Genomic DNA, 17,711 nt, shown 5'->3' on the forward strand with positions numbered 1-17,711 from the left:
CCTTACTTATCCAGCTCATCAAGTGCGTCCTGCAATTCCTTGCGGGACTCGGCGAGTTTGTCTTTGCGCTTGTTGATCTTCTCGGCGTCGCCTTTCTTCATGGCCTTGTCCAGATCAGCCTGACGCTTGCTGACTTCGTGCTTGGCGTCGAGCACCTTGTTTTCCCGTTCTTTCTTCAGGGAGGCATCGGTGCAATGAGCCGTGACTTCGCTCAGTGCCGTTTCAAGGCCTGCCTGCTGATCGGCGTTACCGTGAGACTTGGCCAGTTCAATCTGATTGATGATGCCCTGCTTCTTTGCGGCGCAGCCGGTCAGCCCTGGAGCTTCTTCGGCGGCCATCAGTGGAGCGGCCAGCACGCTGCAAAGGGTCAACAGGGCGAGCGGTGAAAGAAGTTTCATAAAAGCTCCATGTGAAAAAGCGATCGGGTCGATGTGGCGATGGGGTGTTTGAGCCCGGCGGCACCATTGGGTTCCCGGGTTCCCGAGCATCGCCGGCCGCTAAAAACCGTCAATCCCCGCAACACGTAATGTTTCACTCAAGGCCAGGACCTGCGGGTCGCGGAAAAATGCGCTCAATTGCGCTGCGCGTCCCGGGCCGATGCCGGCTTCTGCCTGCCATTGTTCGATATTTCGTTGTGCCAGTTCCTGCCATGAATCGGCGAGCCGCGCCTGGCCGGTCGGCGGTAAACCCAGGGCTTTGAGCCAGCGAGCGAAAGGGCGTTGTCGGGCACTGTTGAAACTGTTCAAAAGACGAGCGCTGCTGCGTTCGCCGAAGCCGTCAATGTTAGCAAGCTCTTGAGCATCGAGGGTCAACCAATCCAGCAGGCCATTCAGGCGGCCTGTTTCGAAAAGTTTCTCCCAAGTGCCGGGACCGACATGGGGCAGGGCCAGTCCCTGCTTGCCGCTGAGCCAGGTCAGTCGGGCGAGGAATTGGCTTTCGCACCCCGGTGTCGGCTGCCAGCAACTCAAATGATGAAAGTCCTCCGCCAGCGGTACGCTCAATTCAGCGCGTTCGGTACTGCGCAGCATGACGCCGTCAAGCCTGGGAATGGTCAGGCCTGCCAGGCTGATGGCGACCTGATCTCCGGGCCGGATATCAAGTGCTTCCCAGCGTTGCAGTGAGCTCACACTGACTCGCTTGATCTGCCGGTCATCGAGCATTACCGGCGTCAGTTCCAGTACCGGGGTGATTCGTCCGGTCCGTCCAATCTTGAAATGGACTTTGCGCACCTCGGCCAGGGCCTGGGCAAAAGGGTATTTCCAGGCGACGCTCCAATAAGGCGGTTTAGCCTGCCAGCGCTCGGCGGGTGGACGCTGATCCTGGCGCAGGACGATGCCATCGCTGGTGAAGGGCATGGGCGAGCGATACCAGTGATCGCGCCAGCGTTCAGCGTCGGCAAATACCGTGATCGAGTGACTGTAAGCTGCGGTGCTCGGAAAGCCCAACTCATCCAGGGCTGCGACGCGGGCGGGCAAACTGGCCGGGCCTTGGGGCCAGTCCCAGACAAACAGGCCGATCCCGGCGGCTTGCTCAGTGCTTAACTTTTTGCGAGCCATCAAGCCGGCCACTGTGGCGCGTGCATTGAGGCTGCCCGCACGGGCCTGTACGTGGTCGGTCAGGCGCCAATAGAGTTCACCTTGCAGCAGCAGGTCCAGCGGCTCTGGCAATTGTTGGGGGATGGCGGCGATCTGGCGCGCCGAAGCCGTCCAGTCCTGGCCATTTGTTCCGTCACCGCGGCTGATTGCCTGAGTCAGCAGGCCTTTGCGGTAGATCAGCGTCACCGCCACGCCGTCGATCTTGGGCTGAATCCAGACATCGCTCCGTCCTTTTAGCCAGGCTTCGACGGCGCGACCATCGTGGAGTTTTTCCAGACCCGTGTGGGCGATGGGATGAGGCATCGTGCCGCCCGCGGTACGCAACGGTTCCGCGGATGGGGCCAGGTCGAAACAAGTGCGCCATTCGGTCAATCGCGCACGAGACTGATCGTAGAGTTCATCGGCGACCAATGAACGGCCGCCCCGGTGATAGCTGTCGTCCCAGAGGTCGATTTGTTTCTGCAGTGACGTGATTTCGTCCAGGGCGCGTGCGGGTGGCCAGTCGGGGCAATTGGTAGCGTGGGTGGTCAGGCAGAAAATCATCAGTAGAAAACTGAAAAACACGCGCAGGTCGAGCGGCATCGTGAGCGTCCTTGCTCAAGTGGAATGCTTGAAGGCTAGGACGGATTGTCAGGATGAGAGGTCCGGCTGTTTTTCAGCGTGTGTCAGCCTCTGGAAAACGGACAATAAAAAGCCCCGCACGGCGAACCGTGCGGGGCTTTTGGTACCGCCGGGGAAGTCTTACAGGCCGGCAGCAGCGCGCAAGGAATCGGCGCGGTCGGTCTTTTCCCAGGTGAAGGTGGTAAAAGTGTCTTCGCCCACAGTCTTGGTAGTCGGGGTGCGACCGAAGTGGCCGTACGCAGCGGTTTCCTGGTACATCGGGTGCAGCAGGTCAAGCATGGTGGTGATTGCGTATGGACGCAGGTCGAACACTTCGCGAACCAGTTTGACGATTTTGTCGTCGCTGATCTTGCCGGTGCCGAAGGTGTTCAACGAGATCGAAGTCGGCTGAGCAACACCAATCGCGTAGGAAACCTGAATCTCGCAACGCTCGGCCAGGCCGGCTGCCACGATGTTCTTCGCCACGTAGCGACCCGCGTAGGCCGCCGAACGGTCAACCTTCGATGGATCTTTACCGGAGAACGCGCCGCCGCCGTGACGGGCCATGCCGCCGTAGCTGTCGACGATGATCTTGCGACCGGTCAGGCCACAGTCGCCAACCGGGCCACCGATGATGAACTGGCCAGTCGGGTTGATGTGGAACTGGGTGTCTTTGGACAGCAGCTCGGCAGGCAGTACGTGCTTGACGATCAGCTCCATCACGCCTTCGCGCAGGTCTTTGTAGGACACGTCAGGGTTGTGCTGGGTCGACAGTACAACGGCGTCGATACCGACAACCTTGCCGCCTTCGTAACGGCAAGTCACTTGCGACTTGGCGTCCGGGCGCAGCCAAGGCAGCAGGCCGGATTTACGGGCTTCGGCCTGGCGCTGAACCAGCTGGTGCGAGAAGGTGATCGGTGCGGGCATCAGCACGTCGGTTTCGTTGCTGGCGTAGCCGAACATCAGGCCCTGGTCGCCGGCACCCTGATCTTCAGGCTTGGCACGGTCGACACCCTGGTTGATGTCAGGGGACTGCTTGCCAATGATGTTCATCACGCCGCAAGTGGCGCCGTCGAAGCCGACATCGGAGCTGTTGTAGCCGATGTCCAGAATGACGTTACGCACGATCTCTTCCAGGTCGACCCAGGCCGACGTGGTGACTTCACCTGCGATGATTGCCACGCCGGTTTTTACCAGGGTCTCGACCGCTACACGGGCGAATTTGTCTTCAGCAATGATGGCGTCCAGCACCGCATCGGAAATCTGGTCGGCGATTTTGTCCGGATGCCCTTCGGACACGGACTCGGAGGTGAAGAGGGAGTATTCGCTCATCTCGATTTTTTCCTGAATTTACCGATGGTGAGTGTCGCCAGCCGGTCGCTGAAAATGGCGGACCTGGATCTGGAAACCATTACGTAAGCCTACATAGAGGCTTTCCCCGGGAACGAGTCCCGCAGCGGTGGCCCAACGGGCCAAATCGTCCTGTTCAAACCCCAACCAGAGATCACCGCAGGCCTCCCTGGCCCAACTCTGGTTGTGGCTACATAACTCTGTCACGAGCAGGCTACCGCCCGGTTGCAGCAAGTCGGCCATGTGCTTGAGTGCTTCGGCCGGCGCGGCGAAATGGTGCAGCACCATGTTCAGTACAACGCAGTCAGCCTTGAGGCGGACACCGTTCAATGCATCGGCCAATTGCAGGCTGACGTTAGCCAGCGTTTCACGTTCGCAAACCTGACGCGCCAGTTCGAGCATCGCCGGGCTATTGTCCAGCGCCGTGACCTGGGTGAAGCGGCGCGCCAGTTCCGGCAGAAAAGCGCCGTCGCCGGGGCCGACTTCGATGGCCGTGGCGCCTTCGCTGAAACTCAGCTTGTCGAGCAATGCCACCACGCTTTCGCGGTATTGCGGCAGGCCGGCGATCAAGTCTTGCTGGGCGCGAAACTTCTCCGCGACCCGTGAGAAAAAGTCCTGGCTGGCCGCCGCTCGTTGCCCATGGACCTGAGCGATCCGCGACTGCACCTCGGCAGGCAGGGTCAGGTTGTCCACTTCTTCCAGTAGCGCGGCATGCAGCTTGCCACCCAGCAGGTCGGTGTGGGGCAGGGCGCGACGGTAGAAAATCGCGTTGCCTTCACGGCGCGTCGCCACCAGGTCCGCCTGGGCCAATACCTTGAGGTGATGACTCATGCCGGACTGGCCGATGCCAAAGATCTGCGCCAGCTCCAGTACGCCAAACGAATCGTTGGCCAGCGCGCGCAATACATTCAGCCGCAGAGGATCACCGCCGGCCTTGCACAGGGCCGCCAGCTCATCGCAATCGTCATGTCGAATGGAAGGCACACGTAAATTCATAAGGCCAGCAGTCTAGTGACGGTCAGAAAACACCGCAAGAGCAATATCAAAAAGTTTTGATATTGCTCGATAGATGGCACTTCTCGGGGAAAGGGTCACTCTACAAATCGTCAGCGGAAAGGTTTCACCAGGCGAATGCGACTTTATCCACCGGAAAAACGCCTTCAGATGACTATCTGTCATTGCCCCGAGGCGGGTGGGTGAGGGAAAATGCTCGCCTTTTTTCCGTTTCGTTTTATTCACTCTCGATTCAATATCCGCAGGAGAACAGCGATGCCCAGCCGTCGTGAGCGTGCCAACGCCATTCGTGCCCTCAGCATGGATGCCGTGCAAAAAGCCAACAGCGGCCATCCCGGTGCCCCTATGGGTATGGCGGATATCGCCGAAGTACTTTGGCGTGACTACCTGAAGCACAACCCGAGCAATCCATCGTTCGCCGACCGTGACCGCTTCGTGCTGTCCAACGGTCACGGCTCGATGTTGATCTACTCGCTGCTGCACCTGACCGGCTACGATCTGTCGATCGATGACCTGAAGAACTTCCGCCAGCTGCACAGCCGCACTCCGGGTCACCCGGAATTCGGCTACACCCCGGGCGTTGAAACCACCACCGGTCCATTGGGCCAAGGCCTGGCCAACGCCGTTGGTTTTGCCCTCGCAGAAAAAGTCCTGGCGGCGCAGTTCAACCGTCCGGGCCACAATGTTGTCGACCACCACACCTACGTGTTCTTGGGTGATGGCTGCATGATGGAAGGCATTTCCCACGAAGTCGGCTCCCTGGCCGGTACTTTGGGCCTGAGCAAACTGATCGCCTTCTACGACGACAACGGCATCTCCATCGACGGCGAAGTCGAAGGCTGGTTCACCGACGACACGCCTAAGCGTTTCGAAGCCTATAACTGGCTGGTGATCCGCAACGTCGACGGTCACGATCCTGAAGAGATCAAGATCGCGATCGAAACTGCGCGCAAAAGCGATCGGCCAACCCTGATCTGCTGCAAGACCACCATCGGTTTCGGTTCGCCGAACAAGCAAGGCAAGGAAGACTGCCACGGCGCCCCACTGGGTGACGCGGAAATCGCTCTGACCCGTGCTGCGCTGAAATGGAACCACGGTCCGTTCGAAATCCCGGCCGACATCTATGCCGAATGGGACGCCAAGGAAACCGGTCGCGCGGCCGAAGCCGAATGGGATCAGCGTTTCGCGGCTTACTCTGCTGCCTTCCCTGAGTTGGCCAACGAGCTGATTCGTCGTCTGAGCGGCGAACTGCCGGAAGACTTCGCTGAAAAAGCCTCGGCTTACATTGCTGAAGTCGCCGCCAAAGGCGAAACCATCGCCAGCCGTAAAGCCAGCCAGAACGCATTGAATGCCTACGGCCCGCTGCTGCCTGAACTGCTGGGCGGCTCCGCTGACCTGGCCGGTTCCAACCTGACCCTGTGGAAAGGTTGCAAAGGTGTTACGGCTGAAGACGCCAGCGGCAACTACATGTACTACGGCGTTCGCGAGTTCGGCATGAGCGCGATCATGAACGGCGTGACCCTGCACGGCGGTCTGGTGCCTTACGGCGCGACCTTCCTGATGTTCATGGAATACGCCCGCAACGCAGTGCGCATGGCCTCGCTGATGAAGCAGCGTGTCGTGTTCGTCTACACCCACGACTCCATCGGTCTGGGCGAAGACGGTCCGACTCACCAGCCGATCGAGCAACTGACCAGCTTGCGCAGCACGCCGAACCTCGACACCTGGCGCCCAGCCGATGCCGTTGAATCGGCGGTGTGCTGGAAAATGGCCCTGGAACGCAAGGACGGCCCTTCGGCGCTGATCTTCTCGCGTCAGAACCTGCAGCACCAAACCCGCAATGCGTTCCAGATCGCCGACATCGCCCGTGGCGGTTACGTGTTGAAGGATTGCGACGGCGAGCCTGAGCTGATCCTGATCTCTACCGGTTCCGAAGTCGGTCTGGCGGTTCAGGCCTACGACAAGCTGACCGAACAGGGTCGCAAGGTGCGTGTAGTTTCGATGCCTTGCACCAGCGTGTTCGATGCTCAGGATGCCGGCTACAAGCAAGCGGTTCTGCCGTTGCAAGTCAGCGCCCGTATCGCGATCGAAGCTGCTCATGCGGACTATTGGTACAAGTACGTGGGCCTGGAAGGCCGCGTGATCGGCATGACCACCTACGGCGAGTCGGCGCCTGCGCCTGCCTTGTTCGAAGAGTTCGGCTTCACCCTGGAAAACATCCTGGGTCAGGCTGAAGAGCTGCTGGAAGACTGATCCAGAAGTTGCTTTGTCTGGACTGCCGCTTTCGCGAGCAAGCCCGCTCCCACATTGGAATGCATTCTCCTGTGGGAGCGGCGGTGCGACGATTCGACTTGCTCGCGAAGGCGTCGGTCCGACCAACACTGCACTAACGGTTTCACCACGGTAATCGAGAACCCCATGCCTCAACCGCGTCCTTACAAAGTTGCACTCAACGGCTACGGCCGGATTGGTCGTTGCGTCTTGCGTGCGTTGTTTGAGCGAGGCGATAAGGCCGGGTTTGAAATTGTTGCGATCAACGATCTGGCTGACATGGCCAGCATCGAATACCTGACACGCTTCGACTCCACTCACGGGCGTTTTCCCGGGGAAGTGAAGGTCGACGGCGATTGTCTGCATATTAATGGCGACTGCGTGAAGGTCCTGCGCAGTGCCACCCCCGAAGGCATCGATTGGGCGTCGTTGGGCGTCGATCTGGTGCTGGAGTGCTCCGGCGCTTACCACACTCGTGAAGACGGCCAGCGTTTCTTGGATGCCGGCGCGCCGCGTGTGTTGTTTTCCCAGCCGATGGCCAGCGAGGCGGATGTCGACGCCACCATCGTCTACGGCGTGAACCAGGATTGCCTGACCGGTGATGAGTTGCTGGTGTCCAACGCGTCCTGCACCACCAACTGCGGCGTGCCGCTGTTGCGCCTGCTGGATCAGGCCATTGGTCTGGAATACGTGTCGATCACCACCATTCACTCGGCGATGAACGATCAGCCGGTGATCGACGCCTATCATCACGAAGACTTGCGCCGCACCCGTTCGGCGTTTCAGTCAGTGATTCCGGTGTCCACTGGTCTGGCGCGTGGCATCGAACGCCTGTTACCGGAACTTGCCGGGAGAATTCAGGCCAAAGCCGTGCGGGTGCCGACGGTTAACGTGTCTTGCCTCGACATTACGATGCAGACCGTGAGCGATACCGACGCCACCGAGGTCAACCGGATTTTGCGCGAGGCCGCCACTGCTGGCCCGCTCAAAGGCCTTCTGGCCTACACCGAGTTGCCTCACGCCAGTTGTGATTTCAACCATGACCCACATTCGGCCATCGTCGATGCCAGTCAGACCCGAGTTTCCGGCCCACGGCTGGTGAACATCCTGGCCTGGTTCGACAACGAATGGGGTTTTGCCAATCGAATGCTGGACGTTGCAGAACACTATCTGCAAACAGCTGCCTCTCCAAAACAGTAGGAAATGCGACCCATGACCGTGTTGAAGATGACCGACCTCGATCTGCAAGGTAAGCGCGTACTGATCCGCGAAGACCTCAACGTCCCAGTCAAGGACGGTGTTGTCACCAGCGATGCGCGAATCCTGGCCTCGCTGCCGACCATCAAGCTGGCCCTGGAAAAAGGCGCGGCCGTGATGGTCTGCTCGCACCTTGGCCGTCCGACCGAAGGCGAGTTCTCGGCTGAGAACAGCCTCAAGCCAGTCGCTGACTACCTGAGCAAGGCTCTGGGGCGTGAAGTGCCGCTGGTGGCCGATTACCTGGGCGGCGTTGACGTGAAGGCCGGTGACATCGTGCTGTTCGAAAACGTGCGCTTCAACAAAGGCGAGAAAAAGAACGCTGACGAACTGGCCCAGCAATACGCCGCCCTGTGCGACGTGTTCGTGATGGACGCCTTCGGCACCGCTCACCGCGCCGAGGGTTCGACCCATGGCGTGGCCAAGTTCGCCAAAGTCGCGGCCGCTGGCCCGTTGCTGGCCGCCGAACTGGACGCACTGGGCAAAGCCCTGGGCGCCCCGGCTCAGCCAATGGCTGCCATTGTTGCCGGCTCCAAGGTCTCGACCAAACTCGACGTGCTGAACAGCCTGAGCCAGATCTGCAACCAGCTGATCGTCGGCGGCGGCATTGCCAACACCTTCCTGGCGGCTGCCGGTCACCCGGTCGGCAAGTCCCTGTACGAGCCGGACCTGCTGGACACCGCTCGCGCCATCGCCGCCAAGGTCAGCGTGCCGCTGCCGGTCGATGTCGTGGTTGCCAAGGAATTCGCTGAAAGCGCCACCGCTACCGTCAAGCTGATCGCTGATGTGGCCGCAGACGACATGATTCTGGACATCGGCCCACAGACCGCGGCGAATTTCGCCGAGCTGCTGAAGTCGTCCAAGACCATCCTGTGGAACGGCCCGGTGGGCGTGTTCGAATTCGACCAGTTCGGTAACGGCACCAAAGTGCTGGCCCAGGCCATCGCCGAAAGCTCGGCATTCTCCATCGCGGGCGGCGGCGACACCCTGGCCGCCATCGATAAATATGGCGTTGCCGATCAGATCTCCTACATTTCTACCGGTGGCGGCGCGTTCCTCGAGTTCGTCGAAGGCAAGGTGCTGCCGGCCGTTGAAGTCCTGGAAAGCCGGGCCAAGGCCTGAGGCCGCCCATTTGACCAGGCAAAGGAGTGTTCAGATGGTCAAAACATTAGCGCTGTTGATTATCGCGGGGTCGCTGGCAGCTTGCGGGAGTAACCCGAAAGCTCCGAAGGTACCCGAGACGCCTGAACAGGACAAAGGCTGCTACCAGGCCGACTGGCAGGCCGAAACCAATCCGGTGATCAACAAGCGTTCCGGGCCTGATGGCCTGGACAAATACGAGACACAGACCCCGGCCAAGGAACATGGTTGCCCTTGAAAGGTCTGACACTTTACTCAGGGCTGGCGGCGTGCGCCGTCAGTCGAGGAACATGGATGAAAGGTTTTATCGCCGTTACGGCGCTGGCTCTGCTGGCAGGTTGCGCTAATTTGAACCTGTTCAAGCCTGCCGAATCGACGGACAGCTGGACCACCTGGACCTGCGACAGTCAGGCCAAAGTGCTCTGGCGCTACACCGACGAAAGCCGCAAGGAAGTCGACGTTCGCCTGGGCGGTGCCGATCAGGTCTACCGCTTGAAGCATGAGCCGGGCGCCGAAGGTTCGCTGTACAGCAACGACATGCTGGCGTTTCACATAAAAGGTGAGGAAGGCCTGGTGTACTGGGTCGCCACCAATGATTTGATCGGCCGCGGTTGTAAAGCGCAGTAAGACACGAAATTGATACACCACAGATCCAATGTGGAAGCAGATCCAAATGTGGGAGCGGGCTTGCTCGCGAAAGCGGTGGGTCAGCTTGCATCAGTGCTGAATGTTGAACCGCATTCGCGAGCAAGCCCGCTCCCACAGTGGATCTGTGTAGGTACATCAGATTGAGGCAACACCGAATTGGCAGGCCGGGCTGACCCCCGATCTGCAATAACTTGAATAGCCGCCGCCGCTACGGCAGGCTGGCACGATTAACGACCCTCAACCGGGAGATACACACACAATGGCACTTATCAGCATGCGCCAGATGCTGGACCACGCAGCCGAGTTCGGCTACGGCGTTCCAGCCTTCAACGTCAACAACCTTGAGCAGATGCGCGCCATCATGGAAGCCGCTGACAAGACTGACTCCCCGGTGATCGTCCAGGCTTCGGCCGGTGCTCGCAAATACGCCGGCGCACCGTTCCTGCGTCACCTGATCCTGGCGGCAATCGAAGAATTCCCGCACATCCCGGTGTGCATGCACCAGGACCACGGCACCAGCCCTGACGTCTGCCAGCGCTCCATCCAACTGGGCTTCAGCTCGGTGATGATGGACGGTTCCCTGGGCGAAGACGGCAAGACCCCGACCGACTACGACTACAACATCCGCGTCACCCAACAAACTGTAGCCCTGGCTCACGCCTGCGGCGTATCGGTAGAAGGCGAGCTGGGCTGCCTGGGTTCGCTGGAAACCGGCATGGCCGGTGAAGAAGACGGTATCGGCGCCGAAGGCGTTCTGGATCACAGCCAAATGCTGACCGACCCGGAAGAAGCCGCTGACTTCGTCAAACGCACTCAGGTCGACGCCCTGGCCATCGCCATCGGCACCAGCCACGGCGCGTACAAGTTCACCAAGCCGCCTACCGGCGACGTGCTGGCCATCGACCGCATCAAAGAAATCCACAAACGCATCCCGAACACCCACCTGGTGATGCACGGTTCGTCTTCGGTTCCGCAAGACTGGCTGGCGATCATCAACCAGTACGGCGGCGACATCAAAGAAACCTACGGCGTACCGGTTGAAGAAATCGTCGAAGGCATCAAGCACGGCGTGCGCAAGGTCAACATCGACACCGACCTGCGCCTGGCGTCCACCGGTGCGATGCGTCGCCTGATGGCCACCAACCCGAGCGAGTTTGATCCGCGTAAATTCTTTGGCGCGACCGTGACTGCGATGCGTGATGTGTGTATCGCACGTTATGAAGCGTTTGGTACGGCGGGTAATGCTTCGAAGATCAAGCCGATCTCGTTGGAAGCGATGTATCAGCGTTATTTGAAGGGTGAGTTGAACGCTAAGGTTAACTAAGCCTTTGGTGTTTGAATCGCATTAAAAAACCCGCCGAGAGGCGGGTTTTTTATGGTCGGAGATTTTTACGCGGCGCAGCTAATGCTCGGCGAATCAATGTCACCTATAACGGACATTTTTAAGGATCGAGGCAGAAAAGTCCGATATGGGTGACATCCATCTTATTTTAGCGGTTCGATTTCTCGTCAAACCCACGTTGCTCAATCACCCGAAACACATCGCTCACATCCTGAATCATGATCCGGGCGATGTTGGTGACGGTGTTGATGTCGTTCTCGGCATAGTCCGGCAGGCTGGTGCAGGCCGTGAGGTTCAGATATTTGAGGACGGCGTTGAGGCGTTCGCTGACGCAGTTGTGGAGTTCGCGTAGCGGGGCGTCGCTGTCAATGAGCAGGACGGGGTAGTCGGTGGCGAATTGGGACATGGGGGTGAAGCGGCGGGGCGGATTGTTCATTGTCATAAGTAAATCTTCCTTGTACCTAAAAGGAGAGTTACTCGTACCGTAAGGGCTGCGAAACCCTGTCGCCAACGATGTCAGCGACAGGTCAACTTTAGGCAGCGATTCGGGTGACCGCAACCGGGCTGTAGGGCGCCGTCCCGGTCAACTGGCGAGACTGTTTGGTCTCGTTCGGTGGCGTAGCGGCAATAGAACCGGGCACTGCGGTGTGTCTGAGGAAATTGGGGGGGAGGGTTTGGGGCTGCTTCGCTGTCCAGCGGGAGCAAGCTCCCTCGCCGCGGTCGGAGTGGTCCTACGAGGTTTTCGGATGCTGGGGTTTGTAGCAGCTGTCGAGCTTGCGAGGCTGCGTTCGGCTGCGTAGCAGTCGTAAATCAGACAACGCATTTATTCGGTTAGACCGGGTTCTGCGGGCTTGCGAGGACTTCGTCCTCGGACGCAGCCTCGCAGGCTCGGCAGCTGCTACAGAGATCGAGTTGTTCTTGGGAGGGTTGGGACGCGGAACGTTATTTATCGTGATCAATATCCAGCTTGCTGAACGTCACTTTCCCGCCTTCGCTGGTGTACCCGGTGTGGTCCTGCACATACACCCCGGCCTTGAAGTACAGCGGTTTGACGCTCCAGGTCTTGCTGATGTCGGTGTCCCACTGGTAGCCCGCCGCACTGATGCCCAGCGCGCCGCGCGGGCTCAGGTGGATGAGGTAGGAAAACTCCCGATCCAGTTTCACCCCGGTAGCAATGGTGATTATCCGCGCGCTATCGTCATCAGGGTGCATACGAACCTTGGCGACGATGTTGCCCGACTGCGTGCTGGTCGAGTACTGATACTCGAGTTTCACCATGGGTTTCTGGCTTTCATAGGCGTGGATCTGGCCGATGACGATCTTGCCCGAGCTCGGTACCTGGTTCACCGCCAAGGTGGCTCGCAGGGTATTGTCGGCGTCCGGGTAGAGCCAGTTTTTCAGGGTGCCATTGCTGTAGGTTTCGCGAAGTTCGGTGCGGGCATACTTTGCGTTTTCAGTTTTGGAGCCGGTGACCGGGGCCCAGAAAAACAAGGTGCCGGTGTCGGAGTGGAAGTATTGATCCTTGAAGCCATCCACCAGTTTTGACGTTTCAACGGTGTACGGCGGATTGCCGACGGGAACGCTGAGGTTCCAGGTTGCGAGATCGATCATAGACAAAAGCTTCCACGGATTTTTTGCTGCACGCACGTTCCAGAAGCTCTGGCACGCGCCTTGGGGGCAATCCTTATAATCGCAGAAGTTCAATTTGTTAATGCGTAAATGACAAACGGGTGACGTCAAAATCCTGTTAAAAGGCCATCTTTCCCGGTTTTAGGGGGCTGTGGCGCTGACCGTTAGTCGGCAAATGGACGCTTTGGTTAAATGATGGCGTACTGATAGCTTCTGCTTTTGCGGAACCCGGTCTAGAGTGAAGGCTTAGTATTTGTCCGGTTTTCACGAGAAACCGGCCTGACGTCCCGCATAAGAGAAGCAGCATGGAATGCGCGCAACCCACGCCAGCTGAAGGCAACTCAATTCTTTTAATCGTTGATGATTACCCTGAAAACCTGATCAGCATGCGCGCGTTGTTGCAGCGCCAGGACTGGCAGGTCATGACCGCCGCCTCGGGCTTCGAGGCGCTCAGTCTGTTACTCGAACACGATGTCGACCTGGTGCTGCTGGATGTGCAGATGCCGGGCATGGACGGTTTTGAAGTGGCACGCCTGATGCGCGGAAGCCAGCGAACCCGCCTCACGCCGATCATTTTCCTTACCGCCAACGAACAGTCTCAGGACGCCGTGATCAAGGGCTATGCCAGTGGTGCGGTGGATTACCTGTTCAAACCGTTCGACCCGCAAATTCTCAAGCCCAAAGTCCAGGCGCTGCTCGAGCATCAGCGCAATCGCCGTGCGTTACAGCGCCTGAGCCACGATCTGGAGGTCGCGCGCGCGTTTAATGCCTCGGTGCTCGACAATGCCGCCGAAGGCATCCTGGTGGTCGGTGAGGACGGTCTGATCCGCTTTGCCAATCCGGCGATGTCGCGGCTGCTCAATGCCACGGTGCAAGACCTGCAAGGCAAAGAATTCCTGGATTTCCTGCAAAATCCGCACATCCCGATCTGGGCTGACTCCGAGCTGTTAGCCGGTTACAAACGCGGCGAAACCCTGCGCCTGCACGATGCATTGCTGCGTACGGCGCCCGGTCAACAGGTGCCCGTGGCGCTGTCCTGCGCACCGTTGCCCAGCGAACAACATGCGATGGTGGTGACGGTGCTGGACATGTCGGTGGTGCGCCATCTGCATCAGCAACTGGAGTTTCAGGCCGTCACTGACCCATTGACCGGGCTGCTCAATCGTCGCGGCTTTTACCAGACGGCGGAAAACCTGCTGCTGCGTGGCGACCGCTCCGATAGCGCCTGGGTGCTGCTGTATCTGGACCTCGATGGCTTCAAACGGGTCAACGATTCCCTCGGTCACGATGCCGGCGACCGGGTGCTGCGTTGGGTGTCCGAGCAGTTGAAGGCCTGTTTGCGGCCCTTCGACATTCTGGCGCGCATGGGCGGTGATGAGTTCACCGCGTTGCTGGATCTGGAGTTCCCCGAGCAAGCGGCAAAAATCGCCGAGAAGCTGATTGAGCGGGTGTCGATCTGTCAGCAGATCGATGGTCTGGATATCGCGTTGGGCGCCAGCATCGGCATCGCGACGTACCCGGATTGCGGTTCCAATCTTGACGGTTTGTTGCGCGCATCTGACATCGCCATGTACGAAGCCAAGCGCGCCGGCCGTCAGCAATATCGCTTCTACGATCACGAAATGAACGGCCGGGCGCGCTCGCGGTTGATGCTCGAAGAAAGTGTGCGCGCGGCGATCGAGAACCGTGATTTCAATTTGGTGTATCAACCTCAGGTGGCCATTGCCAGCGGGCAGATTCGCGGGTTCGAAGCGCTGATCCGCTGGCAGCACCCGAGCGTCGGCGATGTACCACCGGGGCTGTTTTTGCCATTGCTGGAAGAGGCGCGGTTGATCAGTCACCTGGGCAGCTGGATCTATCAACAAGGGGCGAGCCAGCGAAAAGCCTGGGAAACCGTGTTTGCCGACGATTTGGTGCTGGGCGTCAGTTTGAGCAGCACGCAGTTCGGCATGCCCAATCTGGTCACTGAGTTGCGCCAGGTGCTGGAGCGCCATGGTTTGCAGGCGCGCCATCTGGAAGTCGAGGTCACAGAAGAGGCCTTGATGCAAAACCCCGAGGAAACCCGTAAACAGCTGCGCCTGCTGCGTAATCTGGGGGTGCGAGTGGCCCTGGATGACTTTGGTTGCGGGCCGTGTTCGCTGTCTCATCTGCGGGATCTGGAGTTGGACACGCTCAAGTTCGACCGGCATTTGATTGCCCGGCTACTGGAGTCCTCACGCGATGCGGCGCTAGTGCGCAATGTGATCGAGCTGTGCAAGGAGTACGGGATGCTGGTGATTGCCGAGGGGGTGGAAACCGTTGCGCAATATCGGTGGCTGCAAGCCAATGGTTGCGAGTACGTGCAAGGGTTTCTGGTCGCACGGCCGATGATGGCCGAGGACGTCGGCGACTTTGTGCAGCCGTTTGACTGGAACACGCTGACCGGCTGAATTCGCTACACTGGCGACCTTTTCGTGAATCGTGTTGCCGCCCCAATGACCGCGTTGAAATACCTCCAGGCCTATCCTGCAGCACTGCAGGACCAAGTGCGCCAGCTGATCGCCGACGGTCGGCTGGGCGACTACCTGAGCCAGCGTTACCCGGAAAAACACCGGGTGCAGAGCGACAAGGCGTTGTACACCTATACGCTGGACCTCAAGCAGGAATACCTGCGTAACGCCCCGGCCATCGATAAGGTGTTGTTCGACAACCGCCTCGACCTGACCCACCGCGCCCTCGGATTGCACACCGCGATATCCCGGGTGCAGGGCGGTAAGCTCAAGGCCAAGAAAGAAATTCGTGTTGCTTCATTGTTCAAGGAGGCGCCAGCCGAGTTTCTGAAAATGATCGTGGTGCATGAACTGGCGCATTTCAAAGAGTCGGATCACAACAAGGCGTTCTACAAGCTTTGCGAACACATGTTGCCGGGGTATCACCAGGTGGAGTTCGATGTGCGGGTGTACCTGACGTGGCGGGATATGCAATAGAGATCAAAATATCGCAACCGGGAGTGTTTAGATGGATGTAAGCAAGACCAAGAGCAGCTTCTATCGTCGGTTGTACGTGGCGTACCTGATTGATAGCGGGTTGGCCAGTAGCGTCCCGGCGCTGACCGAAGTGACCGGCATGCCCCGGCGCACGGCTCAGGACACCATCGCAGCGTTGGCGGATCTGGACATTGTTTGCGAGTTCCAGCAGGAAGAAGGTGCGCGCAATCATGCCGGGCGCTATCGGATTCGCGAGTGGGGGGCGATTGACCGGGGGTGGATCGAGCGCAATCTTCGGCAGATCAAAGCGGTGCTTGAGTATCCCTGAACGCCTGTGGTGCGGCAGCTGACGCCTTCGCGAGCAAGCCCGCTCCCACATTGGATTTGTATACGCCGCGGATCAAATGTGGGAGCGGGCTTGCTCGCGAAGGGGCCCTCAGGGACGGCGCATCCCGATATGCGGAATGTCATCCTCGAGAAATTCCTCGCCCGCCACCACAAACCCGTACCGCCCGTAATACCCCTGCAAATGCGCCTGGGCCGAGAGATAGATCGGTACTTCAGGCCAGCGCTTTTCAGCCTGTTTCAACGCCTGTGCCATCAACTCATGCCCAAGCCCTGTACCGCGCGCTTGAGGGGCAATGATCACCCGCCCGATGACCACGTCGCCACCCTGTAACTCCGGGTCGAGCAACCGCAGGTACGCCACCAGCCGATCCCCGTCCCACGCCATTAAATGGCAGGTGTCACCTTCCAGATCCTGGCCGTCGACGTCCTGATAGACGCATTTCTGCTCAACGACAAACACCTCTGCACGTAACTGCAGAATGGCGTACAGCTGTTCTTTGCCCAGATCGCTGTGGTGTTTGCAGACCCAATCGATTGTCATCTTCACACTCCTTGAACATCGTCACTCCGATACTAAGCGCCCAGGCGAAAGATGTCTTTATGGCAGAGAAATCTGTGACAAAGGCCAAAATGCCATCATTCATTTCGCGCGGTCTTGTCTTGTTTGTGTAATCTGGGATGAAGCGCTGTGCAGTGGCTTCGATGAGCTAATGTCAGTACCTGGGTTTGGCAGTACGGGGGCCTTGGAGTTTTGGCTGAAAACACGTCGGGCGTCCCGCCCGCTAAGGATTTTCTAGCATGCCGCGATTGCATCGAGCCTTTGCTTTGATTGGATTGCTGTTGCTGACTCAAAGCGCGACAGCGGAAAAGCTGCGATTGGTAGCCGATGCCTGGCCGCCCTTTACCGACTCCACGCTGGTCAACGGTGGGCTGGCCACGGACATCGTCAGCACAGCACTGGCCCGGGCCGGTTATGCCAGTGACTTTGAACAAGTGCCTTGGGCGCGCGCCTTGCTGGGGGTTGGCGAGGGTCGATACGACGTGTTGGTCAACGCCTGGTACACCGACGATCGTACGAAGCTTGGCCAGTTTTCCGGCGAATACCTGCTCAATCGGGTGCGCTTTCTCAAGCGCAAAGACACACCGATCGAATACAACAACCTGCAACAACTGCATACCTACCCGATAGCGGTGGTGCGCGGTTACGCCTATTCGCCGGAGTTCGATGACGACGTGTCACTGCAGAAAGTCCCGGTGCACAGCTTCTCCATGGCGGTGCGCATGGTCATCGCCGACCGGGTCAAGTTGACGCTGGAAGACGAATACGTCGCGCGTTACTACCTGGCTCGGGAATCATCCAAGGTGCGCAATGCCGTGGAGTTTTTGCCCAAGGCATTGAGCGAGAACAGCCTGCACATCCTGGTCAGCCTGAAGAACCCCAGGCATGAACAGATCGTCGCCGGTTTCGACCGCGAGATCGCGGCAATGAAAGTGGATGGGAGTTATCAGCGGTTGATGGAACAGCACGGACTGTGAGTTTTGTGGTGTGGCTGA

17 protein-coding genes are annotated in these 17,711 nt (G+C 59.0%); 10 read left to right on the forward strand and 7 right to left on the reverse strand.

Translation table 11 applies throughout. From position 1 onward, the window contains the following. Positions 1–2: 2 nt before the first annotated feature. The 4 genes from ASC74_RS02665 to ASC74_RS02680 all read right to left on the reverse strand — a co-directional run bounded on the left by ASC74_RS02665 (position 3) and on the right by ASC74_RS02680 (position 4,541). Positions 3–398, reverse strand: coding sequence for a DUF1090 domain-containing protein (locus tag ASC74_RS02665; protein ID WP_008151994.1), 396 nt, complete (start codon positions 396–398; stop codon positions 3–5). Positions 399–497: 99 nt separating this feature from the next. Further along, the gene (ligB, locus tag ASC74_RS02670) at positions 498–2,177 is read right to left on the reverse strand and encodes an NAD-dependent DNA ligase LigB (protein ID WP_056739022.1); all 1,680 of its coding nucleotides are present in this window, start codon (positions 2,175–2,177) and stop codon (positions 498–500) included. A gap of 159 nt (positions 2,178–2,336) precedes the next feature. Further along, the gene (gene metK / locus ASC74_RS02675; RefSeq protein ID WP_056739024.1) at positions 2,337–3,527 is read right to left on the reverse strand and encodes a methionine adenosyltransferase; all 1,191 of its coding nucleotides are present in this window, start codon (positions 3,525–3,527) and stop codon (positions 2,337–2,339) included. Between the two features lie 18 nt (positions 3,528–3,545). Next, positions 3,546–4,541 carry an ArsR/SmtB family transcription factor gene (locus ASC74_RS02680; RefSeq protein ID WP_056739026.1) on the reverse strand — a complete coding sequence of 332 codons (996 nt, stop codon included), beginning with the start codon at positions 4,539–4,541 and terminating at the stop codon, positions 3,546–3,548. 273 nt (positions 4,542–4,814) lie between these two features. On the opposite strand from ASC74_RS02680, the gene tkt reads away from it, so the two are divergent. The 6 genes from tkt (at position 4,815) to fba (ending at position 11,196) form a co-directional block, all read left to right on the forward strand. Further along, positions 4,815–6,812 (forward strand): transketolase, encoded by a 1,998-nt coding sequence (tkt, locus tag ASC74_RS02685; protein WP_056739027.1) that lies wholly within the window; start codon positions 4,815–4,817, stop codon positions 6,810–6,812. Between the two features lie 165 nt (positions 6,813–6,977). After that, entirely contained in the window at positions 6,978–8,030 is a 1,053-nt protein-coding gene (gene epd, locus ASC74_RS02690) for an erythrose-4-phosphate dehydrogenase (protein ID WP_056739030.1), read from the forward strand. Positions 8,031–8,042: 12 nt separating this feature from the next. Further along, positions 8,043–9,206 carry a phosphoglycerate kinase gene (locus ASC74_RS02695; protein ID WP_033060390.1) on the forward strand — a complete coding sequence of 388 codons (1,164 nt, stop codon included), beginning with the start codon at positions 8,043–8,045 and terminating at the stop codon, positions 9,204–9,206. Between the two features lie 34 nt (positions 9,207–9,240). Further along, complete coding sequence (locus tag ASC74_RS02700; protein ID WP_046045274.1) at positions 9,241–9,462, forward strand: hypothetical protein; 222 nt, start codon at positions 9,241–9,243, stop codon at positions 9,460–9,462. 56 nt (positions 9,463–9,518) lie between these two features. Beyond that, positions 9,519–9,851 (forward strand): MliC family protein, encoded by a 333-nt coding sequence (locus tag ASC74_RS02705; RefSeq protein WP_008151977.1) that lies wholly within the window; start codon positions 9,519–9,521, stop codon positions 9,849–9,851. Between the two features lie 280 nt (positions 9,852–10,131). After that, positions 10,132–11,196, forward strand: a complete 1,065-nt coding sequence (fba, locus tag ASC74_RS02710) for a class II fructose-bisphosphate aldolase (RefSeq protein WP_046045276.1) — start codon at positions 10,132–10,134, stop codon at positions 11,194–11,196. 166 nt (positions 11,197–11,362) lie between these two features. Here fba and ASC74_RS02715 read toward each other — a convergent pair whose 3' ends face one another. After that, positions 11,363–11,656 (reverse strand): hypothetical protein, encoded by a 294-nt coding sequence (locus ASC74_RS02715; RefSeq protein ID WP_056739031.1) that lies wholly within the window; start codon positions 11,654–11,656, stop codon positions 11,363–11,365. A gap of 500 nt (positions 11,657–12,156) precedes the next feature. Continuing rightward, a complete protein-coding gene (locus ASC74_RS02720) occupies positions 12,157–12,825 on the reverse strand; it encodes a polysaccharide lyase family 7 protein (protein WP_056739033.1) in 669 nt (222 codons plus the stop codon). Between the two features lie 323 nt (positions 12,826–13,148). Between ASC74_RS02720 and ASC74_RS02725 the strand changes: the two genes are divergently transcribed. The 3 genes from ASC74_RS02725 to ASC74_RS02735 are packed head-to-tail and all read left to right on the forward strand — an operon-like array spanning position 13,149 to position 16,137. Further along, positions 13,149–15,272 (forward strand): putative bifunctional diguanylate cyclase/phosphodiesterase, encoded by a 2,124-nt coding sequence (locus ASC74_RS02725; protein WP_056739038.1) that lies wholly within the window; start codon positions 13,149–13,151, stop codon positions 15,270–15,272. Positions 15,273–15,317: 45 nt separating this feature from the next. Next, complete coding sequence (locus ASC74_RS02730; RefSeq protein WP_033060381.1) at positions 15,318–15,809, forward strand: M48 metallopeptidase family protein; 492 nt, start codon at positions 15,318–15,320, stop codon at positions 15,807–15,809. A gap of 31 nt (positions 15,810–15,840) precedes the next feature. Beyond that, positions 15,841–16,137: a winged helix-turn-helix domain-containing protein gene (locus ASC74_RS02735; protein WP_008151963.1), complete on the forward strand. Its 297-nt coding sequence runs from the start codon at positions 15,841–15,843 to the stop codon at positions 16,135–16,137. A gap of 108 nt (positions 16,138–16,245) precedes the next feature. Here ASC74_RS02735 and ASC74_RS02740 read toward each other — a convergent pair whose 3' ends face one another. Then, positions 16,246–16,698, reverse strand: coding sequence for a GNAT family N-acetyltransferase (locus ASC74_RS02740; RefSeq protein ID WP_046045281.1), 453 nt, complete (start codon positions 16,696–16,698; stop codon positions 16,246–16,248). 257 nt (positions 16,699–16,955) lie between these two features. Here ASC74_RS02740 and ASC74_RS02745 point away from each other — a divergent pair, with 257 nt between their 5' ends. Next, complete coding sequence (locus ASC74_RS02745) at positions 16,956–17,693, forward strand: substrate-binding periplasmic protein (RefSeq protein ID WP_056739040.1); 738 nt, start codon at positions 16,956–16,958, stop codon at positions 17,691–17,693. The last annotated feature ends 18 nt before the right edge of the window (positions 17,694–17,711 follow it).

The organism is Pseudomonas sp. Root329 (assembly GCF_001424925.1).
In the GTDB taxonomy this organism is placed as follows: domain Bacteria; phylum Pseudomonadota; class Gammaproteobacteria; order Pseudomonadales; family Pseudomonadaceae; genus Aquipseudomonas; species Aquipseudomonas arabinosi.